Origin of the sequence: Pseudovibrio sp. Alg231-02 (assembly GCF_900143565.1) — a bacterium.
Taxonomy (GTDB): domain Bacteria; phylum Pseudomonadota; class Alphaproteobacteria; order Rhizobiales; family Stappiaceae; genus Pseudovibrio.
Map to the genome: position 1 here is coordinate 363,615 of NZ_FREX01000001.1, position 24,481 is coordinate 388,095.

19 protein-coding genes and 1 pseudogene are annotated in these 24,481 nt (G+C 50.3%); 8 read left to right on the forward strand and 12 right to left on the reverse strand.

Annotated features, from left to right (window positions below; all coding sequences use genetic code 11):
- Positions 1-114 precede the first annotated feature (114 nt).
- Complete coding sequence (locus DHN43_RS01385; RefSeq protein ID WP_063291843.1) at positions 115-693, reverse strand: NnrU family protein; 579 nt, start codon at positions 691-693, stop codon at positions 115-117.
- Positions 694-971: 278 nt separating this feature from the next.
- Here DHN43_RS01385 and DHN43_RS01390 point away from each other — a divergent pair, with 278 nt between their 5' ends.
- Positions 972-1,280, forward strand: coding sequence for a PilZ domain-containing protein (locus DHN43_RS01390; RefSeq protein ID WP_057460940.1), 309 nt, complete (start codon positions 972-974; stop codon positions 1,278-1,280).
- A gap of 106 nt (positions 1,281-1,386) precedes the next feature.
- Positions 1,387-1,728: a TraR/DksA family transcriptional regulator gene (locus DHN43_RS01395; protein WP_108817971.1), complete on the forward strand. Its 342-nt coding sequence runs from the start codon at positions 1,387-1,389 to the stop codon at positions 1,726-1,728.
- A 17-nt stretch (positions 1,729-1,745) separates the two neighbouring features.
- Here the strand turns inward: DHN43_RS01395 and DHN43_RS01400 are convergent, their stop codons facing one another.
- From DHN43_RS01400 to DHN43_RS01415, 4 genes are all read right to left on the reverse strand, one after another.
- A complete protein-coding gene (locus tag DHN43_RS01400) occupies positions 1,746-2,288 on the reverse strand; it encodes a hypothetical protein (protein WP_208994783.1) in 543 nt (180 codons plus the stop codon).
- A 293-nt stretch (positions 2,289-2,581) separates the two neighbouring features.
- Positions 2,582-3,220: a class I SAM-dependent methyltransferase gene (locus tag DHN43_RS01405; protein ID WP_108817488.1), complete on the reverse strand. Its 639-nt coding sequence runs from the start codon at positions 3,218-3,220 to the stop codon at positions 2,582-2,584.
- Between the two features lie 140 nt (positions 3,221-3,360).
- Positions 3,361-4,911 (reverse strand): glutamine-hydrolyzing GMP synthase, encoded by a 1,551-nt coding sequence (gene guaA, locus DHN43_RS01410; RefSeq protein WP_108817489.1) that lies wholly within the window; start codon positions 4,909-4,911, stop codon positions 3,361-3,363.
- A gap of 115 nt (positions 4,912-5,026) precedes the next feature.
- A complete protein-coding gene (locus tag DHN43_RS01415; protein ID WP_057460936.1) occupies positions 5,027-5,521 on the reverse strand; it encodes a MarR family winged helix-turn-helix transcriptional regulator in 495 nt (164 codons plus the stop codon).
- Between the two features lie 308 nt (positions 5,522-5,829).
- Here DHN43_RS01415 and DHN43_RS01420 point away from each other — a divergent pair, with 308 nt between their 5' ends.
- Entirely contained in the window at positions 5,830-7,053 is a 1,224-nt protein-coding gene (locus tag DHN43_RS01420; RefSeq protein ID WP_108817490.1) for a tetratricopeptide repeat protein, read from the forward strand.
- Between the two features lie 80 nt (positions 7,054-7,133).
- Here the strand turns inward: DHN43_RS01420 and DHN43_RS01425 are convergent, their stop codons facing one another.
- Complete coding sequence (locus DHN43_RS01425; protein ID WP_108817491.1) at positions 7,134-8,426, reverse strand: RsmB/NOP family class I SAM-dependent RNA methyltransferase; 1,293 nt, start codon at positions 8,424-8,426, stop codon at positions 7,134-7,136.
- A 303-nt stretch (positions 8,427-8,729) separates the two neighbouring features.
- Here DHN43_RS01425 and DHN43_RS01430 point away from each other — a divergent pair, with 303 nt between their 5' ends.
- Entirely contained in the window at positions 8,730-9,026 is a 297-nt protein-coding gene (locus DHN43_RS01430; protein ID WP_057460933.1) for a hypothetical protein, read from the forward strand.
- 67 nt (positions 9,027-9,093) lie between these two features.
- On the opposite strand, the gene DHN43_RS01435 is transcribed toward DHN43_RS01430, so the two are convergent.
- Positions 9,094-11,124, reverse strand: a complete 2,031-nt coding sequence (locus DHN43_RS01435; RefSeq protein ID WP_108817492.1) for a methyl-accepting chemotaxis protein — start codon at positions 11,122-11,124, stop codon at positions 9,094-9,096.
- Between the two features lie 563 nt (positions 11,125-11,687).
- Between DHN43_RS01435 and DHN43_RS01445 the strand changes: the two are divergent.
- From DHN43_RS01445 to DHN43_RS01455, 3 genes and pseudogenes are all read left to right on the forward strand, one after another.
- Positions 11,688-11,933 (forward strand): annotated as a pseudogene (locus DHN43_RS01445) (DUF2312 domain-containing protein); the annotation flags it as partial.
- A gap of 158 nt (positions 11,934-12,091) precedes the next feature.
- Entirely contained in the window at positions 12,092-12,493 is a 402-nt protein-coding gene (locus DHN43_RS01450) for a hypothetical protein (RefSeq protein WP_108817494.1), read from the forward strand.
- Positions 12,494-12,974: 481 nt separating this feature from the next.
- On the forward strand, positions 12,975-14,687 hold the full coding sequence (locus DHN43_RS01455; RefSeq protein ID WP_159096772.1) for a M10 family metallopeptidase C-terminal domain-containing protein: 1,713 nt from the start codon (positions 12,975-12,977) through the stop codon (positions 14,685-14,687).
- A gap of 124 nt (positions 14,688-14,811) precedes the next feature.
- Here the strand turns inward: DHN43_RS01455 and DHN43_RS01460 are convergent, their stop codons facing one another.
- From DHN43_RS01460 to DHN43_RS01480, 5 genes are all read right to left on the reverse strand, one after another.
- Positions 14,812-14,970 (reverse strand): hypothetical protein, encoded by a 159-nt coding sequence (locus DHN43_RS01460; RefSeq protein WP_208994784.1) that lies wholly within the window; start codon positions 14,968-14,970, stop codon positions 14,812-14,814.
- Positions 14,971-15,802: 832 nt separating this feature from the next.
- The gene (locus DHN43_RS01465; protein ID WP_108817496.1) at positions 15,803-16,783 is read right to left on the reverse strand and encodes a cyclic nucleotide-binding domain-containing protein; all 981 of its coding nucleotides are present in this window, start codon (positions 16,781-16,783) and stop codon (positions 15,803-15,805) included.
- Positions 16,768-17,685, reverse strand: coding sequence for a class I SAM-dependent methyltransferase (locus DHN43_RS01470; RefSeq protein WP_108817497.1), 918 nt, complete (start codon positions 17,683-17,685; stop codon positions 16,768-16,770). The genes DHN43_RS01465 and DHN43_RS01470 overlap by 16 nt, the downstream gene beginning before the upstream one ends.
- 268 nt (positions 17,686-17,953) lie before the next feature.
- A complete protein-coding gene (locus DHN43_RS01475; RefSeq protein WP_159096773.1) occupies positions 17,954-22,399 on the reverse strand; it encodes an autotransporter domain-containing protein in 4,446 nt (1,481 codons plus the stop codon).
- Between the two features lie 411 nt (positions 22,400-22,810).
- Positions 22,811-23,500 carry a Crp/Fnr family transcriptional regulator gene (locus tag DHN43_RS01480; protein ID WP_108817499.1) on the reverse strand — a complete coding sequence of 230 codons (690 nt, stop codon included), beginning with the start codon at positions 23,498-23,500 and terminating at the stop codon, positions 22,811-22,813.
- 428 nt (positions 23,501-23,928) lie between these two features.
- Between DHN43_RS01480 and DHN43_RS01485 the strand changes: the two genes are divergently transcribed.
- On the forward strand, positions 23,929-24,480 hold the full coding sequence (locus DHN43_RS01485) for a TetR/AcrR family transcriptional regulator (protein WP_108817500.1): 552 nt from the start codon (positions 23,929-23,931) through the stop codon (positions 24,478-24,480).
- Position 24,481 lies beyond the last annotated feature (1 nt).

Consider the following 24,481-nt stretch of genomic DNA (forward strand, 5'->3'; position numbering starts at 1 on the left):
ATTGCAAAACAATCTTTGGATCAGTCAAAATACTCAGCCTAAAGCAAAACCGGGTGCGCAACTGATCAGTCACGCACCCGGTTTTGCTGAAACACTCGCGATTTGAGAGTTTGCTTAAGTCAGGATCGGCATACCGATCAGCAGTGCATGCAGTTTCCAGACAAACAAACCGTAGAGGAGCATGCCCAACACAACGCTGATGATGTCATTGCGCAGAGCGTGTGGGAACTCTTCGACTGCAGTGTTTTTGCGATTGAATTTCTTCAAGGAGATCCGCGCCCAGATCGCCCAGACAAGAAAGCCACCGAACAAAGCAACGGAATATGGCTCACCATTGACCAGTAAATGGGAGATTGCCCAGATCTTTACTGCCAGAATAACGGGGTCTTTGGTCCACTTGGCGATGTTACCGCGAATAAACTTCGCAAAAACCAGAATGAAGACTGGTAAGAGCAATGTCATAGCCAGATGACGTAGCCAGAATGGCGTTATGTACAGCGGAAACAGGTCTTCCTCACGCGCCAGAACAAAGCCGTAGATCATGGAGAAAAGGCCTGTCAGCACGATCAGTGAGTAGATCGCCCGGTATGGATTCAGTCCAATGCGCTGAACGACTGAGTCACGAAACCCAGGAAAAGATGGGACGAAGTGAATTCCCAGAAAGATGAATAGCCCAACTAATAACAGCGTCATCGAGTGACCCTTTAGATTTGTATTTTACGTTAAAGCCCTTAGATAGGCTTGTGCACTGTGACCATACGCGGTGAAATATCAATAAGCCTGACCGTCGCTGCGTAAGGTGTTTTATACATTTACCCAATTCTTTTTCGCAGAACCCTTGAGCTCATGCTGCTTTTCTCGCTAAATCAGGGTGAGTTGTTTATCTGCATATATCATAACTTGACTGTTTGACTCCTATATTTGCGCAAGATCTAAGGTTTCACAAACAGAAACAGTGCCTGGAAAGTTCTATGTCCGAAAGTGACAGTGCAACAGAAACTAGTGAACGTCGCCGCGTTCGCCGTCGGCGTACGCTTAAGGAAGGGCGCATTGTTTTCGCGAGCCAGTCGATGGTTTTCGACTGTGTTATTCGTGATTTGTCCGATTTCGGTGCCCGCTTGAAGATGGAAACAACGATCGATATTCCCGATGAGTTTACACTCTATCTGGTTCATCTGCGCCAGCGCGTGCAAACCGAAGTCCGCTGGAGGACAGCGGATACACTGGGTGTAGAGTTTGTGGGCGAAAAAGAAACCGTTTCCAGCCTGATGAAAATCTAATCCACTCCCTTAAACGCCCACTATGTTGGGCGTTTTGTTTTGCTTGCACAGTTTCTCAATTCGCGCTCATACTGACTACCTGACGGTTTGGGCGGGAGATGATCTGATGACACTGGCTCTCAATGATGCAGAGAAGTTACTTCTTGCACGAAAGGCAGAACTGACAGAACTCACTGCTATCTCTGAGGGAGACCGTGCAACGGTTGCGCTTGACCAACAGTCCGTTGGCCGCCTCTCGCGCATGGACGCTATGCAACGGCAAGCGATGGCTCAAGCCAATGACCGCCAACGCACCAGAGAACTTCAGCGGATCGATAGCGCCCTGCAGCGGATCAAAGAGGAGGAGTACGGCTTCTGCCTTGAATGCGGAGACGACATTCCCGAAGCCCGGCTGCGCGTAGACCCAGCCGCTCTTTATTGCATAAGCTGCGCGAAGTTGTTTGGGTAGGGTTCAACAAAAAGACCTCACGTCACAACCAATACATTCTTTTTCAGAATGAAAAGCCAAGCTTTCAGATCTTTGTTATCTTTTTGAACACTTTCAAAAGATGTACTAATTTGGTGCCCAAACCAATCAGCAAAAACGTAAGGCATAACGTTGGGTTTCACCCCAAAGGGATCCATTTCTCCTGCCCATTGAGGTCCATGAGCATTGGTGTGTTCAATGATCACAACGCCACCCTGGTGGATTTGGTTGAGCCATGTTGTCAAAGCTTTGCGGGGGTTCCAACCTTGGTCCAATGAGTTGGAGTAAATGAAATCGAATTTATTCTTCCACTCTTCTTTTTCATCATGAAAATCCCACTCAATTGAGCGCTCAAATTGCTTTGCAGTAGGAGAAATATCAGTCCCAAAAACATCAAACTTGTCATCTTCAGACAAATAATTCTGCTCAAAACCATTTCGAGAACCATGACAGATACCCGAAAAAGATCTGTTTGATACTTCTTTGGATACGATATCTTTGACGAGCGTCAGTGTTGTCTTATCAGCCCAGATATTTTGCAACTTTTTCTTATTATAAAAAATTTACGTTTCTTTATATGTCTCATAGGAGTCATACTGGTGCAGATAAAAGTCCAAGTCGCTCTTGGGGTTATCTAGCTTAGCCTTTTTTTCTTTTTAAATAGGCGCAGAGTTGGTATTGTCATTGAAGTATCCACCCTTTGGCGAGTTCAACAGTTGGCCAGATCATCCCACTCATCATATCGCTTCTCAAACCACATGATTTTGGACTAAGTCTGTTGAAGGGCTGATACCCTGAGGATTGGGCATCGCTTAACCTTCACGCGTCTTGCATACTAACGCGCTCGCCAAATTGTACTGACACCCTTCTTATTTTCTCTTGCCCAAACAAGATCAAACTCTGAAGCCATCATTGAGAGGCCGTCTGTCTTACGGCGTAGGTCGAGGTAGATGATGCTCTGTTTTCTGGTAACTTGCTTCAATGTTTCAAAATACGTTGAAATTGGAAAATGCCAACCATAAGCGAGAAAAGACACAACGACATCAAAAGTACCATCAGGAAACGCGTTATGATCCAAATTGATAAGACTGACGTTTTCAGGTGCAATCCCATTGAGCTGCAAATTCTCGGCTGTGCGCGTCAGGTCGTTGTATATTTCTGCATGAAGCTTAAAACCATATTTGATTTCTGTGTCTTTGCCATCTTTGTCTAAGCCGACGAAACAATGATCCGCCCCATAAAGCTCCTTTAAAACGAGCAGGCCAAATCCGAGGCCGCAGCCGATATCCAGGAAACGCCCTTTCGCAGCAAGACCCGGGACGTGATCCTTCAAAATTCGGACAGCTTTGGCGATGTGTTTTCGGTATAGATGGAGGACTGCGTCTTCATCTTTGCCAATCAAATCGGTTCGCTGGCAAAGCAAGAGTTCTCTATGCTGCTCAGTTAGATACAACTCGGCATCAGGTAAATCCATTAACAACTACCTCCACATACCAATACATCAGATAGTATGAACGAACTTATGAAATTGGAAATCCGCGCAAAATTGGAAGCCGAGTTAATCACTAGATAAGAAAAAACCGGGAAAGTTGCCCTCCCCGGTTTCTGTTTAACTTATTCCCACTCAATGGTTCCCGGAGGCTTTGAGGTCACATCATAAACGACGCGGTTGATACCGCGGACTTCGTTGATGATGCGAGTTGCAGCCCGACCTAGGAATTCCATGTCATAGTGATAGAAATCTGCAGTCATGCCATCAACCGAAGTCACTGCGCGCAGGGCACAGACGAACTCGTAGGTGCGACCATCGCCCATAACGCCAACGGTTTGAACTGGCAACAGAACAGCAAATGCCTGCCAGATAGCGTCGTAGAGACCAGCTTTACGGATTTCATCCAGATAGATGGCATCTGCCTGACGCAGGATATCCAGTTTCTCACGCGTGATACCACCCGGACAGCGGATCGCAAGACCCGGACCTGGGAATGGGTGGCGTCCAATGAAGCTGTCTGGCAAACCCAATTCGCGACCGAGATCACGAACTTCGTCTTTGAACAGTTCACGAAGTGGCTCAACCAGCTGCATGTTCATGCGCTCTGGCAAGCCGCCCACGTTGTGGTGTGACTTGATGGTCACGGATGGACCGCCCGTGAAGGAAACACTCTCAATCACATCAGGATACAACGTGCCCTGTGCGAGGAAGTCCGCGCCGCCAAGCTTTTTCGCTTCTTCTTCGAACACTTCAATGAAGAGCCTGCCGATGGTTTTGCGTTTGACTTCCGGATCACTTTCGCCTTCCAGCTGACCAATGAACAGATCAGCAGCATCCACATGAACCAGCGGGATGTTGTAGTGATCTCGGAACATGGATAGAACCTGCTCCGTTTCACCCATACGCATCAAACCGTGATCAACATAGATACAAGTGAGCTGGTCGCCGATTGCTTCATGGATCAGCACTGCTGCAACAGAACTGTCAACGCCGCCAGACAGGCCGCAGATGACTTTTTTGTCGCCAACTTGCTGACGAATGCTCTCTACCGCCTGCTGACGATATTCAGCCATTGTCCAGTCGCCTGAGCAACCTGCAATCTTATGAGTGAAGTTCTCAATGAGCTTCGCACCATCGGGGGTGTGAACCACTTCAGGGTGGAACATAACACCATATTGTTTTTTGGCTTCATTTGCGTAGGCAGCAAATGGTGCACCTTCAGAGGTTGCAATTGCCTCAAAACCTTCGGGCAGCTCGACAACACGGTCACCATGGCTCATCCAAACCTGATGTTTGGAGCCAATTTCGTCCCAAACCTCATCAAATAGTGGGCTTTTCCCTTTAATTTCAAGGAAGGCGCGACCAAACTCGCGATGATCAGAGCCTTCCGCTTTGCCGCCATTCTGGACACAAAGGGTCATCTGACCATAACAGATTCCGAGGACAGGAATGCCTGCCTCGAATACGATCTGGGGTGCGCGTGGGCTCCCCATTTCAGTCGTGGATGCCGGACCACCTGACAGGATCACCGCCTTTGGATTCATCTCCTTAAAAGCAGCTTCTGCAGACTGGAACGGAACGATCTCGGAGTACACACCAGACTCGCGCACACGGCGCGCGATCAGCTGAGTGACCTGAGAACCAAAATCAATAATGAGGATGCGGTCTGTCATGCGCAGCTTCTACTCTGTGCGCATTGATTTGGAAAGGTCTTTTACGCGGAAAAATCACGGTTCCGTTAAGGGCAGATGATGTTTTTCTGTGTGCTTTGTCCGAAGGTCCAGTCAGCTACAATATCGACTGCTCGTGTTCTTCGATACGGCTCATCATTTGCCCCAATCTGATGCGCTCCTGCACATCTAACTGCGGCAGTAGATTCTTCTCAAGCTGTTCAAGTTGGGCCTCAAGAGCTCGCAAAACAACGCGTCCATCTTCTGCCAAGTTTAAACGGACAAGGCGACGATCTCGAGGGTGCTCATGTTTTTTGATAAGATTTGCTTCTGACAGGCGCTTTACAGCACGCGATACAGCCACCGTATCCAGTCCAATAACTGGCCCCAGTTCTCGTACAGACACCGCACCCATCCGCTCCAGTGCACTCAGCACGAGCCACGAGGGAAGCGATAAACCATATTGCTTCTGTAAATGCTCGGAAAGCCGGCGCTCAATAAAGCGGCCAGTCGCGATGATGCGCAGAGGCAAATAGTTCAACAACTCGACGTTATGTTCGTCTTCAAACAAACTTGCCTGTGTCGTTATTTTCGCACGGTATTTCTCCGCCATAACCCTTTGCCCTGCGTCGGATGCTTTGCTTCATTCCATTGACCGATAAGAAAACGGAAAATGGTTAAGCTGTCTTGAATATTGGTGATTTTTCCCAGGCACTAGCCCCTGAATGTGGTTTTGATGCGTTCAATATCATCTATCCACGCCTTCCTTCAGGATCAACCCGTTCCACCTTTGACGCTGATTTGCCAACCGCTTAGGCTTCATCGTGCATAGATACGAATTTGATTCGCAGAATTGCCTGTCAGCAGATCCATCCGAATGGATCTACGGGCGGCACTGCCCAACGAGGGGGTCCGTAAAAGATGACAGAGACACTGCGCGGTACACCGGACACTAACGCCCGGCAAGAAAAAATCAATGCTGCACTTGATGCTATTGCCTACCTGGAACAGGACGAGCGCTTTGATGAAGTGATCCCAGTCTATCAGGATCTTGTTGGACGCTACCCTGATGATGTCGAGCTTCTTTTCAAGATGGCAACGATTATGTTGCGCAATGGAGATTTGCGGGAATCTGTCGCCCATTTGCGTAAAGTGTTGTTCATGAAGCCAGAACACTTGGCTGCACGCTCCAACATGGGTAATGCGCTGCTTTTGCTGGGGTATCTGGAACAAGCTAAAGAAGCCTTTGATGCGGTGGTGGAAGCTGAGCCGGAGAACCGGAATGCGCTTTATGGGCTCGCAACCATTTTGATTAAGATGCATGGGCATGCAGAAGCAGAACCATATGCCCGACGCCTTGTTCAACTGATCCCAAACAGCGCCCCTGCTCTTTCACTTCTTGGCGATGCTTTGAGTGCGGAGACCAAGGCAGAAGCGGCAACCCTGAACTATCGGGCTGCGCTCAGAATTGACTCGCAATATGTTCCTGCTCTGGTTGGCCTCGCGAAGCTGCTCATCATTCGTAAAAAGAGTGAGGAAGCACTGGCGCATCTGGACAAGGCCCATGACCTGCAGCCTCGCAATGTTGAAGTGCTTGTCGCAATGGGGCACGCGTACTTGCTGGAAGAAAACACCTCCAGTGCTGTAGAGAGCTTTGAGCTGGCTCATGCGTGTGAACCTGAGAACGCGGCTGCGCTCGTTCACCTGAGCATTGGCAAGCGCAAACTTGGTCTTGTTTATGCCGGAGTTTATCACGCGGCTGCCGCATGGCGGCTTGCACCAGGCAATAAGCAAGTCAGCAACGCACTCGGCGCAGCTCTTGCAGCAGCTGGTGCCACTGATGCCGCTCGCGATGTCTTGACCTCTTCATCCAGAAACAGTCAGTTTTTGGAGGCGACTGAAGCCGCGATTAAAGAGGTCGAATATCTTGCTGAGCAAGGTTATGAGCGGCCTGTTCGTGAGGAGAAAGTTGCACCTGAGCCTTCAGAGCACAGCAAAAGCATAGAAGCCAGAGCTTTGGAAGAGGCCGGTGAAAGCGTATTTGAGGCACAGAGTGAAGATGCCGCTTCTGAAGAGCTGGCGGAAGATGTCGTCAAGGGTAAATCTGAGGTACCTGATGAGCTTGAAGAGAAAGCCTCCAGCTAATCACATGGTTTGTTTGCCGTTTCGAAGCATGTCGCATTTCATATGCGACATGCTTTTTTATTAAAGCCAAGGTGCTGATATCAAATACGTTCCATCATCGCGATGAAGAAGCCATCAGTACCGGTATGATAAGGCGTCAGAGTGATCATACCGCCATCCTTAAACAGTGGACGACGGGATGCTATTGCACCGAAATGCTCTTCCCAAACCGGCGCCAGATCAACAAGCTTGAAGTTAGCGTGTTTTTCAAGGAACGCTTTGACTTGCAGCTGATTTTCCGCTGGCACCAAAGAGCAAGTTGCATAAATCAGCTTGCCACCTGAACGCACAAAGCGTGTCGCAGTCTCTAGAACCTGCGCCTGATCTTCAACACGTCCATTCAGAGCATTTTCCGTTACACGCCACTTGGTATCTGGACGACGACGCCATACACCAGTGCCTGAACAAGGAGCATCCACGAACACGCGGTCCATCTTGCCTGCGCAGATATCAAGAGAACCGGTTTGCGGATCAATCGTCTGGATATTTCGAACCCCTGCGCGGGCCATGCGGTCATAAAGTGGTGCTAGACGCGTCTTGTGGGCATCATAAGCGTAGATCTGTCCTTTGTTCTGCATCTGCGCAGCTAAAGCGAGGCTTTTACCGCCCCCACCCGCGCATAGATCCAGAACCTGTTCACCTGGCTGAGCACCTGACAGGATAGACGCGATCTGAGAGGCCTCATCCTGCAATTCAAACCAGCCTTTGCGAAAGCTTTCTTCAGCTTGAACGTGAGGTGATTTGCGCGGCCCAATTACAGGTTCAAGACGAACGCCTACAGGAGACAAGCCACTTACTTCTGGATTAAGGTGAGACAAACGCTTGAGGACTTTTTCCTGCGAGCTTTTGACCGTGTTCACGCGCATATCAATCGGCGCACGTTCAGAAAGAGAACGCCCAACTGCCAGCGTCTCGTCACCAAAGTTATCCTGAAAGTGCGACCAGAGCCATTCTGGAACATTTGCTGAGATCTGGTCGTTATCGCCGACTTGCTTGTTTTCAATCAATGCGTCACGTTCAGCGTCTGACAGCGGTTCTGGTGCGTGACGGTCTTCTTCCATCACCTGCTCCAGCTTTTCCACCTGATTGCCCCAGCCCCAGATGTAGGTTGCCAAAACAAGCGCGCGCGCACTGTCAGATCCCATCGCCTGAGCATGGGAGAGTTTGTGGCGCAGCGCATCAAAAACCAGATTGCCGATAGCAACCCGATCACCAGATCCTGCAAACCTATGCTTGTTGCCCCAGTCCTTCAGGGCTTCCTGCACAGGACGGCGGCGCTCATTAATCTCTGTCAGCACTTCAATTGCAGCCGCAATTCGTCCACCGTCGCGCATGAATGATCCTTAATTCCGTGAATTCTATTTTACGATTTATTTGTTTGGCTTTGCAGCGTGTATGCCAATACTCAAGGCTTTTCAATAGTGCATAGCATGTGTGAGGCAAACCTCACATCAACTCATTCAACAATTTCTTGGTTGTTGCATAACTCATATATGTTGAATTTAGCAGATAACAGTAAAAATACAGATATTTACGACCTGCTTCCGCTACCTCATGACACATAGCGTATTTTAATAAAAACGTAGATCCTGCCTCGCTACTCATCAGATCACTGTAAACAATGCGTGTTGCGTTTCATGTTTTATCAGGTCTCCATCTTTCTGCTTGGCAATGCAATATTGTATTTCCTGAAAGCAGACCTCATCGGTGCTTCGATTGCATCCAACTCATCAGTTGGTTTGAAGCAGAACCACTACGTGTTTGCAGCAGGCGCATTTACCATGGATGCGTTGCTCTCTTCGGTTCTGACACTGGGATGCCTTGCTCTTCTGGAACTGGCATCTTCTGTCTCGGCAACATGGTATTACTCAGTGGTGTGCCTTTTGACATATTTAAGCATCCTGAGCTTCTTCACTCTCAGAATTCACCGATAACTACGACATAAAAAATGGCTCACCCGAAACCGGAATGAGCCATCTAAATATTAGCATTTGATTGTTATCAGGCGCTTTTTACATTGCGCAAGAAGCTTGCAATGTTGTCCCGCAACAGGTCTGCTTGCTTATTCAGGATCTGAGAGGATGACAGAACCTGACTTGCAGTTGCGCTGGTTTCTGATGCGGCAGATGATACACCCGCCATGCTTTCAGCAACATTTTGAGTGCCTACAGCTGCTTGCTGCACGTTCTCACTAATCTCAGTGGTTGCTGCCCCCTGCTGCTCAACAGCAGCTGCGATAGTTGCTGTGATATCATTGACGTCAGACATGGTTTTCGTGATCGCGCTGATCGCGCCAACAGCTTCCTGAGACGAATTCTGAATGCCTACAATCTGGCTGGAGATTTCTTCGGTCGCCTTGGAGGTCTGATTGGCCAACTCTTTCACTTCAGCTGCAACAACAGCAAAGCCTTTGCCAGCTTCGCCGGCACGAGCTGCCTCAATGGTCGCATTGAGAGCCAACAAGTTGGTTTGCTCTGCGATCGCTTGGATGAGTGTGACCACTTCGCCAATACGCTGCGCAGCACTATCCAGACTGGAGACTTTATCATTTGTGACCTGGGCCGTAGATGTAGCATCTGCGACGACTTTCTGTGTCTGACCGACCTGGCGACTAATCTCATCAATGGATGCGGCCAGCTCTTCTGCTGCCGACGCGACCGTTTGTACATTGGTAGACGCTTCCTCAGAAGAGGCGGCAGCCGTTGTTGATTGCTCAGTGGCATGCTCAGCGATGCCGGTCAGTGCCTTGGCAGAGACTTCCATTTCAGTTGAGTTATCCGCGACTGTCGTCAGACTTTCCTGAATGGTATCATCAAAGTCTGTAATGAGCTCATCAATATGCTTTTGGCGAAGTGCACGGGCTTCCTGCTCCTGTTCGGATTCACTTTGCAGATTCATGCGCTCAACTGCATTGCTGACAAAGACTTCCAAAGCCTTCGCCATCTGTCCGATCTCGTCTTTACGGTCGGTGAAGGCAACAGGCTCATCTACATTGCCCTTTGTCAGAGAGTTCATCCGTGCAGTGATACTGACAACAGGTCTTGCAATGGAGGAGCCAACGAACCAGAGGACGACGACACCAAAGGCAAGGCAGATAAGCGCCGTAATGATAGCGTTGTTTCGTGTTGCGTTGGCAGCTGCGAGCAGTTCAGACTTATCCACGGAGACAATTGCCGACCAGACCTGCTCTGTACCGCGCAGTGTCAGCGGGTAGGTCGCTATTTCCTTATCACCAAGCTCAACAACAGTTGGCTGCGTACCTGCCTCAGTGAGGAGTTGAGCAATCTCTGCTGGGATCTCTTCGCCTTTCAACTCCGAATTGGAGTGAGCTACCCATTTGCTATCGTTGCTAACGAGGCCGACAAACCCACTTTTGAATTTTCTGGAAGCTTCCAGACTTGCGATCAAACCGTTGAGGAACACGTCGCCAGTGATAACACCAATTGCATTACCATTGCTATTGAAGACAGGTGACGACATGGAGACAGCCATTACGGTGTCCCCTTGTGATTCAAAACTGTACGGCGGTGTGACAACGTCATGCCCAAGCCTGAGGGGAAGACCATACCAGCTATCAGCATCAGCTTCGTCCGCACCTGCAATACGCCACCCAACCTTGCCATCCTTGCGAGAGAAGTAAGGTGAGAAACGGCCGGTTTTCCCAGAGTAGTCCTGACCAGCGTGACTAGCATCTTCGCCAATCATATTTGGCTCGAAGGAGGTGGTCAGGCCATCAATGGACGGATTGTTGGCAAAGAAATCTCGAGCGATCTGGGCGATCTGCTCACGAGTTAGATCAGTATGGCGCAATGTATGTTCGAGTTGATCTGCAAAACTTGCCGTGATGATTTGTGCTTCGCTAATTGTTTGATTGGCCAGATCCGCTTGAACCTGGGCATTCTCAATAAGTAATTCCTGACCGGCCTCTTCTGAGGAATTGGACATAATGACGGAAACAACTGTGATAAGTGCAATAAAGCCAAGCAAAAACACGGCATTCGCAGCGGCGAATATCCTTAGGCGCAGTGACATGATTATTTTCCATTGAATTAGTTCAATTTATTCTCAACCTCTCTATCCCTGAAAAATTAACTGCAACTTAAGTCTAGTTCTTTTCAAAGGAAATCTAGTAATACATTTTGACGCACTCAACTGAGATCTATTTAAACCATTGCATTATATAAACTAATTACCTCAAACGAATATCCAACCAATATACAATAATAAGTTCTCTACGTGAGATCACCCTGGATATAGATGAATATTTATATTCAATATGCACGCGTCACATATCTAAAAGATCAACTATGGCACGCATTTCGATACTTCAAATTACTTTGCCGGCAAAATTTAATCTAATATATTAGCTCAGTTACGCGCCTTTGCAGCCCTAGGCCAAGAAGCGCAATTACACCCCCATTGCAGGCCAGGTCATTTACCTACCTTCTAAATGGCCGTTTCGGCCGTGGCTATGACAAAGCACCAGCTGAACTGAAGCCAACCATCCTCACCGTCTCAAGGCTGGAACATGCTGCTCGCTCAGCGAGAAGCAATCAATCTTAGAGCCCTTTCAACCCAAATCACGGAGCACCCAAATGGCAGATGCAGGCGGCGTAGCAGTCGATCAACTCAGAGCCTTTGTAGAGTGCATTGAGCGCCTCGAAGAAGAAAAGGCTATCCTCGCAGATGACATCAAGGACGTTTACGCAGAAGCCAAGGGCAATGGCTTTGACGTGAAAGTCATGTGCAAAATCGTATCCCTTCGCAAACGCAAACCTCATGAGCGCGAGGAAGAAGAAGCGATCCTCGGTCTCTACCTCGACGCCCTCGGCATGACAGAGCCGATGAACTTCATTCCGTTGCCAGAGGGCAACTACATCAACCTGACACACCCGGCCTCCTCCAGGATCACCTGGCGTACTCTGGGCATTGTGTTGGGCCGCGTGGCTGCCTGCACAATCTGACGGATACGTTCCTTTCGCAGGCGCAGTTCAACATAATGGCAGCGCGGTTCACACCGCGCGCTCTCCGGCCCTTGATGATGACGACCGGCCTGCAGGTCATCCTGGCACATCTGGCCTACACGGAGGCCGAATGCGATCAGGCTCAAACATTGCTGCACCGTCCAACCGGCGGCCTGTGTGAGCTGGCAAAAGCTTTGAGTGAGCTCATTCCGCGCCCGGACAAGCTAAGCATGGTTGAAACCGCCAAGCTGGAGGAGATCCGCCGAGCAGCGGTAACGACCACCCTCAACCAACTCTCCCGCAGAAGCATGTCAGGTCCAACCCTGCCATTAACCTCCACCATCATACCCCAAAGCCCTGAAATGGCCGCTCTGGACTGGGTGGAGATGATGGAAGAGAGCTGTGCAAACTTCCAACCGAAAGGGGTAGCCGCATGAACCCGATCGAACTTCTCACCACAGCAGAACCCGCAGACCGCCTGAGAATTTCCCCGCAAACCCTAAACATATGACGTTGCAAGGGAACGGGACCTGCGTTCTGCAAAATCGGACGTACTGTGCGCTACACCACTGAAGCGCTTCAAGGGTACCTTATCCAAAACACCTGCAGGCACACGGGAGGTTGAAACCTCCCCCTGATACCAGTCGCGTGAAACAGCATCCAGAAAAAGGAGGCCAATCCAGGGAAAACCAAAGCGCTGACAGCGCTTAAGAAAATCAATACTGAAATTTTCACAGATTTACACCGAATGACTCATACATGTAAAATATACGAAGAACAACTCTACCCAATATAGGTAATGATTAAATATATTAATGAATACTATTTATGTAATTAAATATTGCAAGAATCATATTTAATTTTATACTTACATGATTGCTTTTATATTAAAGGATGTAGAAAATGTGTAAATTATGCATGATGGATCAACTACATGTAACTGCAGAAAGTATATCCTACAACTCAAGTGTCACGGAGCAAAAAGCGGCCCTCAGCGCGCAAGCTGCCGATCAGGTTACAACTCAGGTCGAGGAGGCGGATTTCTTAGCAAATACTCTAGTCTTGAATGAGGGAGAAGATGCTGACGCAGGGCCCTCGACGCAATACCTCATTGCTGCAGGGGATAGCTTTTCAGGTACACTTGAAACCAATGGGGACCGCGACTGGGTGGCGATCGACCTTAGTGCGGGATCAAATTATACGATCAACCTTAATGGGAGTGGATCTGCGCCGGTTACAGATACTTATTTAAGAATATACGACGCATCAGGAAACCTAGTTGCGTTTGACGATGACGGCGGGTCTGGTTTAAATTCATCTTTAGACTTCATGGCATCCACGTCAGGCAGATTTTACATCAGCGCCGCTGCCTACTCAGATGGGCAGACCGGAAGTTATACTGTCAGTGTGGAGGAGACCTTGCCTCCATCACCGCTGGATGCGCTCGATTGGGGTGGTTCAGCTGTAGATACAACAAATATTTCTGTCTACTTTGCGCAAGCTGGTGAAGTTTTTGATGGCCAAAGTTCAGATGGTTGGACGCAGGCGCAGATTGATGGTGCGATGGCGTCGTTAAACGACTTATCGCAAGGGACAAATCTCACTTTTTCGGTAGCAAGCAGCTCAAATAATGCAGAGTTTAAATTTGTAACATCTGCCTTTGGCGGAAGTACTTATGCCTATATGAATCCTCCGAGTGAAGCAAATCCAGGCGTAGCCGTTTTCAATACCTCTAATATGAATTTAGCAAACCTAGATCCAGGCTCACTTGAGTACTTTGTGTTTCAGCATGAAGTTGGTCATGGACTGGGTATGTCGCACCCTCATGATACTGGGGGCGGTTCCAGTGTGATGAACGGGGTTTCTAGCTCACGCGGGGATTACGGTGACTTCAATCTCAATCAAGGTATCTATACCATGATGAGCTATAATGTCGGCCACGCAGAGCTTTATCCGGAATGGCCGAGTGATTATGGCGCGACGGTGGGCCCTATGGCGTTCGACTTGGCGCTTCTACAGGAGAAATACGGAGCAAAAGACGCGAATATAGATAATAATACATATCTCCTACCAGAACTTAACGGTTCGGGCACATTTTATTCGTGCATCTGGGACACCGGCGGCATCGATACAATCGCGTATACGGGCTTCAGCAGCGTCAACATCTCGCTTGTAGCCGCTACTCTTGATTACAGCAGCACAGGCGGTGGTGTACTTTCCTATGCAGAGGGTGTGCGCGGAGGGTATACCATCGCCAATGGTGTTGAGATAGAAAATGCTTCTGGTGGCGCTGGCAGTGATACTGTGGTTGGAAACTCCTTGGAGAATGTACTTCAGGGCTTCTCCGGCGATGATTTCCTTGATGGAGCTCAAGGAGATGACCTTTTAGAAGGTGGTGCGGGACGTGATACCTTTAGTTTCACGAGTATAGGTGACACTGACACTATTGCTGACTTTCAGGACACAATTGACTTTATTCAGCTCGGCTCTGAATTTGGCGCGGACTCCTTTACAGAGCTGTCTTTGACCAATAGAGATGCCGACGTCATTGTCGCCTTTGAAGATAGTGAGATCATTTTACAAAATACGGATCTCTCACTTATTGGTGCCGAGGACTTCATCTTCGTATAATTTAGAATCCCAACATTGGGGTGTAAGGTGAGCGTTTGGTGAAGGCGACCTACCAACCAGCAATGGGCCTTGTTACGCTGACTTTGCAGCGTAACACCACGGCATGAGGTCGGTGATCTTGTGATCAACGATTTAGGTCAGAACCAACGTGAGCCAGGCATGAGGGGCCCACATTGTTGAGCTTGGCTGTTTCGATGAAGGTATAGGCGATTGCCGCAGCTTTGCCGCCACCTTCTGATCCCATGAAGAGATAATTTTTCCGCCCAAGAGCCACAGGTCTCATTGCTCGGTCGTGTTGTTGTCGAGCTCCAGTGACCCATTGTCGAGATAAAGCCGTGTTTTGGGCGGCCGCGTGAGGGCCAGAAGTCGACGTTCATGCATTTCCATCAAGAGTTGAAATCGCCTGATCGAAGGCCTTTATGTGAACGACCTTGGTGCAGAAGTTCCTACTGACCTTAATCAGATAGACGATCAAATCCTAGCTTAGGACTGGGCGTCTGAAGGTAACCGTATTGAGGCTCTGCACTTTAATGAAAGTGGTCAAAGCTACTCATTGGGAGGCTGTTAGCAGACGACTTTTAATTCGCGTAGATGAGATGGAACTACTTCTTCTTGGATGCTCAGCAATTAAACATCGGGCTTTTGGGCCTCCCTTTTATGGAGTGCATCGAGTGCTTAACGTTGTCTTATCGCATACCTCATTGCATTAGACGCGAGAACAACTGATATCTGGCGAATACCATTGTGGTTGGGCATTTGTTGAATCCGTTTTTTACAGGTTAAACTGTTCTCTGTGCTCAACTGCAACCAGCCTGACACGGCTTTTGATACTCATGCGACCAACATCACAAAGTTGGACCTCATTTTATAGTGCGCTGCAATAATTTCTCCACTGCTCCGTAAGGGCCTAGACGCGCGCGAATGTGCCGGAGAGCCTGTCGAGCCAGACCGAAAAACCCAGTTCCTGCCCGCCCTCAGCTATGGCCCGGACCTTGAGCTTATGCCCCCCTGAGCGAGGCGATGGCACCGGCGTCGAACTTAAAAGGCATGCAGCAGGCAAAATCTCTTCCCCGCACTTTTTGAGCAGGGAAGACACTGTATTGGCTATCGAAAAACTATGCGGGCTCAGCCAGACAAAAATCACGGCGTAGAACGCATTTTAAATTCCTGTGAGACTGCGCGTATTTTTGTTGGGGCAAACCCAATAATTCGGCGTTCATCCTGTGATCAAAACTATTTTGCATTTGAGTCGGATCAACCCGTAAATGGTCAAGGAAGGCGTCTTTCGGTAGCACCATTGTTTGTAGGTGAGATGTAGCGATCACATCGGCAGACTGAGTGTTATCGGTTAGAAGAGCTGTTTCGCCAAAAAACTGACCTTGGCCCAAAACGCCCAGAACATCACCAGAAGCGGCATGGCGCACTTCCGCCTCGCCTTCGATGATCACAAAACCCGTGTCTCCCTTTGCACCAGCCTGCAAAACAGTTTCGCCCTTGCTAAACAGCATATACTCATAGGATTGCAAGAAATTATAGAGTTGGGTGCGTTGCGCAAACGTTTGAAGATTGTCCGCCAAGTCTCTCATATCCAACATCATAGGGATGAAGTTCCCCCCCAAGTGTGGGGCATATTGCATATCTCCAACAGGCTTGAAACCGACACGGGTTACAAGTTTGCTGATAGCCGGGTTCGTTGGCGCGATGACATGCGTAATGTCGTTTGAAACGGCGAAAATCGCCGATAACGAAATCAGGTGCAGTGCAATACCGAGCGAGCGCTGTGCTTCACGAACACAGAACATGCCCACACTCATCATATTGACGTTCTCCTTTGGCAGGTGCTGACGAAAATCGTAATAATTGTCCGCAGGGACGCCTGCTGGGGAATCGACGTTAATCCTTAGCGCGCCAATAATCTTGTCGTCTCGCATCGCCAGCATGTTTCGCGTGGTCGATAACATGTCGAACTTGTCAACAATCCTCTGGTCGTTGGTCGGCTGAAACAGCTTTTCCTGCAAACAGAACAAGTCATAACGCAACTTCAGAATGCTATCGATCTGTTCTGGATCTTTGGTGATGCTCACTCGGATGGGCATGACGCTTCTACCTCATCGCGAGTGCTGCAAGCTTGTACCTGGACCAAACATTCCCCACGGTGCAACATTGTTGGCGTGATGTTTGGTAGGTAACGATCTTTCAGGCTGCCTGCCTCGGCCACATCCAGCAAAACATACCCTTGGTCCTTGATAAAACCGGCTAAATCCTTGAGAGCAATTGTCCAACTCAAGGGTTCGCCTTTTATGCGCAGATAGAGGTTCAACACAGGACCACAGTTGTTTTTGGGGTCGGAGAAGGAAGTAACGCTGCTGAACACAATCCGCGTCTTTTCCCCCAGTTCTGCCAAGCCGGAAAAGAGTGTTTTGACATCCGAAACCGGCAAGTACATGAGCACGCCTTCGCAGATGAAAACAGTAGGCATAGCGACGTCATAGGCCTCATGAGATACTAACACTTCCTTGGCGCTGGTCTTTTTGAAGTCCACTTCAATCAGATGGAAGTTGTTGGAGATCTGGCCATCCAGAGCCGATTGCTTGTGAGCGCTGGTTGCCGGGTGATCCAGTTCAAAAAAGGTAACCTCAGGAAATTGCGAATGCAGCTCATAGGCCAGTGTGTCGAAACCCGCGCCAAGGTTCACAACCATCGTGTAGCCTTGGGAAATTGCGTTTTCGACGGCATCGCGAATATATTTTTTGCGTAACCCGTAATGAGTGGAAATGCCGGGCAATATCAGCCGTTCCATCATTGGAACCAGCGCACGAAACAAACGGCTGTTGAGCTGCTTCAGTCGTTTTCTGCCTTCCTCAGATCTTTCAAGGATGGTCTTGCCTGTTTTAAGAGTTTCTGCTGTGACAAGATGTCGATATTCTGGTTTTTCTGCGATCAACAATAAACCTTGTAACACTGTGTAAGCGGTTGAACTTGCAACTCTGTCTTTCATTCTTGCTCCATCAACATACGTCTTGATTGACCAAGCCCCCGGTCAAATCAGAGACCCTAAGCAGGTATTTCCCAAGTAGAGTTATCGCTTGGCGAATGTTATCGATGTTGCCACAGGTCTTAAGTGTCTTGGTTGGATTGGTGCGTTGTTTTGGGGCGATGCGCATATTGATATTCTGTTTTGGCTTGAGAGTACTTTCTCGCCGCTTGCGATTACAGGCGACGGCGTGGGATCTGGGGGCTCAGCCCCAGTGGAGGCCGAGAAGTGCTCAGAACTGCAGAGCAAGGTTCATCTTAAGCCCCTGATCGGTGAAGCCAGAACCGAACTGACCATTGTAGGTCAGACTGAGGGTCGCATTCGCCCCAAGATCGACTGCCGTGCCCAGATCGAGCAGGAAGGCATCTCTGGCGATCGGCACACCGGCAACCGAGAAATCGTCCCCCCCATCAAAGGCATGATGAGCAAGCGGCGTCACGTCGCCGAAAGCGTGCCGCCACCCCACCATCGCACTCAGCTGCGCCGAGGCAGCCCCGAGATCAGCTCTGGTTTCAGCACGCAGTCCGATGGTGGTGAAGGTCTGGTCCTTGTCCTGGTCATTGGCCGTCAACGCAGCTACGCCGCCAGCTTCAGAATAGCCGTCACTCGTCAGGTGCACATAAGCGAGGCCAGCGAAGGGCTCCACACTCACCGCACCGTGATCGAAGCGATATCCGGCCTCGCCAAAGATTTGGGTGGTTCGTGCATCATAGGACGCTGACAGTTTCTCTGAGAACCCGGTAAAGGCGACAGAGCGTTCCGTGTCGATATCATGCCATGCATAGCTGGCGCCAATGCGTAGCCCTACAGCGCCGAGATCGGCACCGCCATAGGCGCCAAGATGCAGTGTGTCTGCTGAAGCGAACGACGCACGATCACTCACCTTGAAGCTGGAATTATCATAGCCACCGAAAAGACCAATGCGGGCATTTTCGCCGATCCTTGCATCACCGCCCACGAAGAAACCGCCTATCGTCCGGTCAAGCTTTGAGGCATTACCATTGCCTCTCCAGTCGCCCCACGCACCGAAGCCCTTGCCCCAGAACGCGAAGCTGTCGCTGATGCGTTTTTCGGTCTGCACTTGTCCGTCGGCGGCCACGGCACCTGTTGCAATGCGCACACGGTTCAAGGCCGCTTCGCGCGCAAAGCGACTGTCTTCGATCAGCGCTGTCCTGATCGAAGCGTGGCTTTCGCCCGAAAGCTGGTCAAGGGCTTGCGGAGCCTCCGCATTGGAAAGGTTCAACACCGCGTTGTGCAGGTTTCCGCTTTCGAGCGAAGACACGCCACCGCCCGTCGCACACTGATTGGCACTCAGTCCGGAAACGCAGAAAGTGGAGGCGGCCAGTTGCGACGTCAGATAGACGTTGTTGGTATCGTATGAAACTGCGAAATCAAGGAACGCATAGTCATCGATTGGCACTGAGGAATCGAACGTCCCGGTCACGCCGCCGCCACTGGTAATGATGGTGTAAACCGTATTAGCGGCATAAGTTGATCCGTTGTCGGTCCCATTCTCCGGCCTGACATGCACCGCTCCACCATTGATCGTGACGGTATCACTGGCAGCCAGCAGATCGTTGTTGATGCCCGCTGTGTTGCCACCATCGTTCAATTCAACCTCATAAGTCGAACCGGTGTTGAAAACGGTCGATACAGTATTCAGTGTGCCGATGGAGTTGCCCGGCGCCATCACTCCGCCAGAATTGACGCTAACCGCCCCCAATGATCCCGAACCACCAAGGGTTCCGCCATTGATCGTGACATCGCCAATGGAACCATCAACAACCAGCGTGCCCGCAGAGACCGAGGTGTTGCCGGTATAAGTGTTGGTACCAGTCAGGATCGTAGTGCCAAGGTCGGTCTTTTCCAGCGAACCAGTCCCGGTCAAGTTGGAGGCGATGGTGGCCGTGTATCCGGCACCTGCTGCGGTTCCATCCCCGACCCGGATCGCGGCGGCTCCTGTCAGAGCAATGTCGCCGCCAGTTACAGTATAGCCGTCAACGGCAAACTGCAGGCCTGCCGAGGCAGCGACCCCAGCGCCATCCACCGTGATCATCCCCGCATCCGCCTGGAAGATCAGGAAGCTGTCGGGATCATAACGCGCGCTTGTCGAGCCGCTGGCATCTGTCCAGTTGATGCTTGCCGTGGTCCAGGAGCCCGTACCGCCATGAACGGTTCCATCAGCGCTGGTCACCGCTCCATTCCAGAAGCTCAGGAGAAGTGGGTTTACCATGAGATTGACGTGCCCGGCTGTCGCAGTTTGAACACTGTAGGTGTGGGCTGTTGGTGCAGTCCCCACGATCAGGCCGTTGTCGGTCAGCGTGCCGCCATAGGTCATCAGGTTAAAGATGCCAGCACCAAAGCCGCCAACATCGCTCACGTTGAGCGTACCATCGAGTGTCAAATCGCCGCCGACAGCGATGAGGTCACTGTCCACACCCGCGGTGCCGGATGGAGATCCAAGCTCAAAATCCAGAACCGATGCGGAGGTCAGATTGAGGTCACCACCAATTGTCAGCGTACCCGGACTGTTACCCGCTGCAATGGTTCCGGCTGCAACGGACACTGATCCGCCAATTGTGCCTGACCCGCCAAGGCTACCGCCATTGACCGTAACATCACCAATGGTGCCATTAACAACCAGCTTACCTCCTGAAACAGTGGTGCTGCCGTTATAAGTGTTGGTCCCGGTCAGGATCGTAGTGCCGGAAAGCTGATTGACACTGCCACTCCCGCTGATATCTGCGGAGAAGGTGTAGTCGGTATCCGTGTGGTTAAAGTTGATGACCCCGGTACCCTCGCCAAATCTAACTTCCTCTGTATCAAGGGTGCCTGCCTTCACAGCCGTCTCACCTGCTGCAGCGCCAATATTGAGTGTGCCTTGTGAAACAGCATCGTAGGCCAGCTTGACTTCACCATCTACATCCACGGTGGCGCCATCCGCGATCGTCAGCGTCCCGGGCGCACTATCTCCGATGATAATACGATCGCGACTCTCCCAAACGGAGCCTTCGCCCGTCACTGTAACAATACCCGAACTGGTCCCACTGAAGCTGGTACTGTCAAAGCCAATGTTGGCGAGACCAGAAGTGACCTTGCCGCCATTCTCTATTTTTAGGGAGCCGGCACCATACTGGCCGACCAAAAGAGAGCCTGCCTCCCAGATGGATCCGTCATCCGTCACAGTTACGGCACCTGTGGCATTAGGTCCACCTATGACGCTGGCCCGACCACTGGTAGCCCTGCCACCATCGGAAATGGTCAGCGTTCCGGTCCCATACAAGCCAATTATAGAGTTAGTAGCAACATTTAACGAAGCTCCTGAACCCGTCACTGTCACGCTGCCCGACACACGGCCAATAAACATATTTTCGCTATTAACCTCACTGCCCTCTGCAATGGTTAAAGCGCCGGTGTCGGCATAGCCGACCCTCAGCTCTTGAGTGTCGGTCAAAACACTCCCGCCACGCAACTCCAGCGTACCGCCGGAAACTATCGTGTCGCCGGTGTAGGTGTTGGTGCCGGTCAGGATCGTAGTACCGGAAAGCTGATTGACACTGCCATTCCCGCTCATATCCGCAGAAAAGGTGTAGTCACTATCCGTGTGGTTGAAGTTGATTACCCCAGTACCGTCTCCGAACTCAACTGCTGGAGCATCAAGCGTACCGGCTGCGGCAGCCATTTCACCGCTCGCCGCACCGATGTTCAAAACGCCAGAACCCGTTGAGTTAGAGCCCAGCTTTGTCACCCCGGACACGCTCACTATTGCATCCTCGGAAATCGTCAGAATGCCATCGCCGTCGCGCCCAACAACCAGATTGCTCGAATTGCTCCAGGTTGACCCGGTGCCGGTCACCTCAACAATGCCGGTTGAGCCTTTGTATCGGCCGATAAAGCCGGATATATTACTCACCGTGCCGCCATCAGACACCGTCAGGGAGCCCCCCCCATCGCGGCCGACACTCAGATTGCCCGAATTGCCCCAAGTTGACCCGGTGCCGGTCACCTCAACAACGCTGGTTGAGCCTTTGTAACGGCCAACATAGCCGTAGTTACTATTCACCTTACCGCCATCGGATACCGTCAGAGTGCCATTGCCAGATCCTCCGACAGCTAGAATGCCCGAATTGACCCAGATTGATCCGGTACCAGTTACTTCAACACTGCCGGTTGAACCGTCGCTATAACCGATGTGGCCGTAATCGCCTTTCACCTTACCGCCATCGGATACCGTCAGAGTGCCATTGCCAGATTCTCCGACAACTAGTTCAGAGCCCGAATTGACCCAGGTTGACCCGATGCCAGTCACTTCAACGGCGCCGATTGATCCTCTGTTATGTCCGATATAGCCGTAGTTACTATTCACCACGCCGCCATCGGAGACCGTCAGAGTTCCTTCACCGCTGTAGCCTACCCACAGATTGTTTGCCCTTGCAGTTCCGTTGGTGGTTTTATCCGTTACTGAGGTCGGATTGAGTGCTGTCGTATCGATGTAAACACTTCGTGCCCCATTCGGGATAATGTCATTAGTCCAGTTCTCGCCAGTAAACCAGTCGGTTGATGCGCTTCCGTCCCATGTTTGTCCAAGCGCGTTGGTTGCTCCGGACAACACCAAAGGCCCTGATGCAATTAGCGCAGCCGCAAGATGGGGCGCTCGACTTGCTGTAGTGCCAGCCATTTTGGTTATACGCCCACCGCGCCGCAGATGGTTCAGAAAGTGCTCAAAACATGTTCTCGTAGGGGAAGTCGTCATACGGATATCAGAACTCTTGGTTCAAAATCTTTGATGTACCCATCTCACTTCAAAACCTGATCGTTTTGACGTGAAATGACGCGGAACTTATCGGTGAYCTGCTCAGGAACGATCGTCAGTTAAACGCCCTAAGCTAAATCGCTACAGATCTTTCTTCCCAATCATTCGCCAGACGGCACGCCGATACCGGCGGCAGCGGTCAAATTGCTGACACTTGAATATCAATGGGATGAAAATACAGAGGGATTGTACGTAGTCGGCAGCGCAAAGAATGCTAAGAACTTAGCAATCTGGCTATTTACTCAGATTTGTGCACACGGCATGAGCGAGCAGACCTCAGAGAGACAAATGCTCGGCTCTGGCGGCATCAATCCAGTCTGACAGGGCTTGCTCGTCAGGCACGGCAATTGCGCCATACTTCAGTACGATCAGGCCATTTTTTTCCAGCTGTTTGAGCGCTTTACCCATAGAAACACGTGAGGTGCCTACAGCAATAGCCAACTCAGACTGGTTCCAGTTGAGCATCCCTGGCACTTCTGAAGCTTCGAGCATATTCTGCAAGAACACCGCTGTATAAGCGGGCAAAGGCAGCAAACGCAGATCGTCAAGCATGTTCAGCGCCACATTCAAACGGCTTAACGTCGCTGGCAAAGCTGCGCGGGCGATTTCGGGATGGGCGTCCATTAACGTCAGAAAGTCAGCTTTGTGAACATAGCCAATTGTCGTTTTACCAACTGCTGTAGCATTTTGCGTCCGCTTGCGGCCGGTCAGCACGCCTATGATGCCAATGAAGTGGCCCTCACCAAGCACTGCAAGAATTGTTTCTCGGCCACTGGGGCTGAAACGCCCCATTCTAACTGCACCTGAACGCACAATGAGCAGGCGATCACCATCATCACCGGTCGAGAAGATCGTGCGGCCGTCCTGATAGGTGTGGCACTGCTCGACAGCTGCAAAAGCGGCCTCGACCTTTGGGCTRAGCAGGTCAAGGAACTTGAGGCTCCCGTGATCCAGCAATCCTGTCATGGCCAAGGTTCCTTAAGATGCGTTGAGGGCGTACACTTCATCACCTATCCTGAACATCGCCCTTGTTGTCAACACACCATACTGTTAGTTGCAGAGTTTCAGTTGTGGCCGCAGTTAGCGATATTCACAAATGTCCGTTATTGGTCACGCGCAACGTGTCAGGAATGGCTAGAATATCGGGCCAACACCGGTCATTCGAGCAGTTCCATCTAGGGTTGAGGTAGTCCTCTTGCAAAATGTTTTTGGTGCTTTTGTGTGTAGTCTTTAGCTACGTCTCTTAGATGCATGTATCACTGGTGGATGTATGAAAAACGAGCAAAGGGGATGATGTTGCTCTTGTTTTGTCAAGTTATTCCGCTTTTGCTTTATGCCTCAATCTGGTGCATATATCTGGAATCCTAAGAGCTGTTTTATTGGTTGAGACAAGTATGCCCCGCTATCAAAAGCTTGATAAGAATGAACTTCTGAATGCTGCTGAGAGAGTTATTCAAAAACAGGGAGCTCACGCGCTCTCAATTGGGTCAGTTGCAGCAGAAGCTGAGGTGTCGCGAGGAGGTATTCAATCCAATTTCGGGTCACGTGCACAGTTGATTGATGCGTTGTTTGTGCGATGGGATGAGGACTTGGAGCGCTACAAAAGAGAAGTTCGTTCTCGTTGCAACAATCGTATGAGCGAACTGAATGTTTTCCTCGCAGCCACCCGATTGCAGCACCAACATCAGCCCGAGCAAATGTCCGCAATGATGATATTGACGATGCAAACGCACGAGCAGCTCCTAGCATCTCATATCTGGATGGAAGATAAACTGAAACTTGCAGATGCTGAAGTTGGCGACAAGCGGCAAAATCGGTTACGTCTGCTTGTGAATGAAGCAATGATAATTATGCACTCGATGCAATTGGCTCCGCTCTCAGATGAGAAATGGGCAGAGGTTTGGGAAGATCTGGATGGGGCGTTTGACGGTAACACCCCATCCTGAA

Bases quoted from the DNA above. Each gene is read 5' to 3' on its own strand.
- DHN43_RS01425 (WP_108817491.1), bottom strand. From the start codon at position 8,426: ATGCGCGACGGTGGACGAATTGCGGCTGCAATTGAAGTGCTGACAGAG.
- DHN43_RS01485 (WP_108817500.1), top strand. From the start codon at position 23,929: ATGCCCCGCTATCAAAAGCTTGATAAGAATGAACTTCTGAATGCTGCT.
- guaA (WP_108817489.1), bottom strand. From the start codon at position 4,911: ATGACAGACCGCATCCTCATTATTGATTTTGGTTCTCAGGTCACTCAG.
- DHN43_RS01435 (WP_108817492.1), bottom strand. From the start codon at position 11,124: ATGTCACTGCGCCTAAGGATATTCGCCGCTGCGAATGCCGTGTTTTTG.
- DHN43_RS01470 (WP_108817497.1), bottom strand. From the start codon at position 17,685: ATGAAAGACAGAGTTGCAAGTTCAACCGCTTACACAGTGTTACAAGGT.
- DHN43_RS01420 (WP_108817490.1), top strand. From the start codon at position 5,830: ATGACAGAGACACTGCGCGGTACACCGGACACTAACGCCCGGCAAGAA.
- DHN43_RS01405 (WP_108817488.1), bottom strand. From the start codon at position 3,220: ATGGATTTACCTGATGCCGAGTTGTATCTAACTGAGCAGCATAGAGAA.
- DHN43_RS01455 (WP_159096772.1), top strand. From the start codon at position 12,975: ATGATGGATCAACTACATGTAACTGCAGAAAGTATATCCTACAACTCA.
- DHN43_RS01430 (WP_057460933.1), top strand. From the start codon at position 8,730: ATGTTTTATCAGGTCTCCATCTTTCTGCTTGGCAATGCAATATTGTAT.
- DHN43_RS01465 (WP_108817496.1), bottom strand. From the start codon at position 16,783: ATGCCCATCCGAGTGAGCATCACCAAAGATCCAGAACAGATCGATAGC.
- DHN43_RS01450 (WP_108817494.1), top strand. From the start codon at position 12,092: ATGGCAGCGCGGTTCACACCGCGCGCTCTCCGGCCCTTGATGATGACG.
- DHN43_RS01385 (WP_063291843.1), bottom strand. From the start codon at position 693: ATGACGCTGTTATTAGTTGGGCTATTCATCTTTCTGGGAATTCACTTC.
- DHN43_RS01390 (WP_057460940.1), top strand. From the start codon at position 972: ATGTCCGAAAGTGACAGTGCAACAGAAACTAGTGAACGTCGCCGCGTT.
- DHN43_RS01415 (WP_057460936.1), bottom strand. From the start codon at position 5,521: ATGGCGGAGAAATACCGTGCGAAAATAACGACACAGGCAAGTTTGTTT.
- DHN43_RS01475 (WP_159096773.1), bottom strand. From the start codon at position 22,399: ATGGCTGGCACTACAGCAAGTCGAGCGCCCCATCTTGCGGCTGCGCTA.
- DHN43_RS01460 (WP_208994784.1), bottom strand. From the start codon at position 14,970: ATGAGACCTGTGGCTCTTGGGCGGAAAAATTATCTCTTCATGGGATCA.
- DHN43_RS01395 (WP_108817971.1), top strand. From the start codon at position 1,387: ATGACACTGGCTCTCAATGATGCAGAGAAGTTACTTCTTGCACGAAAG.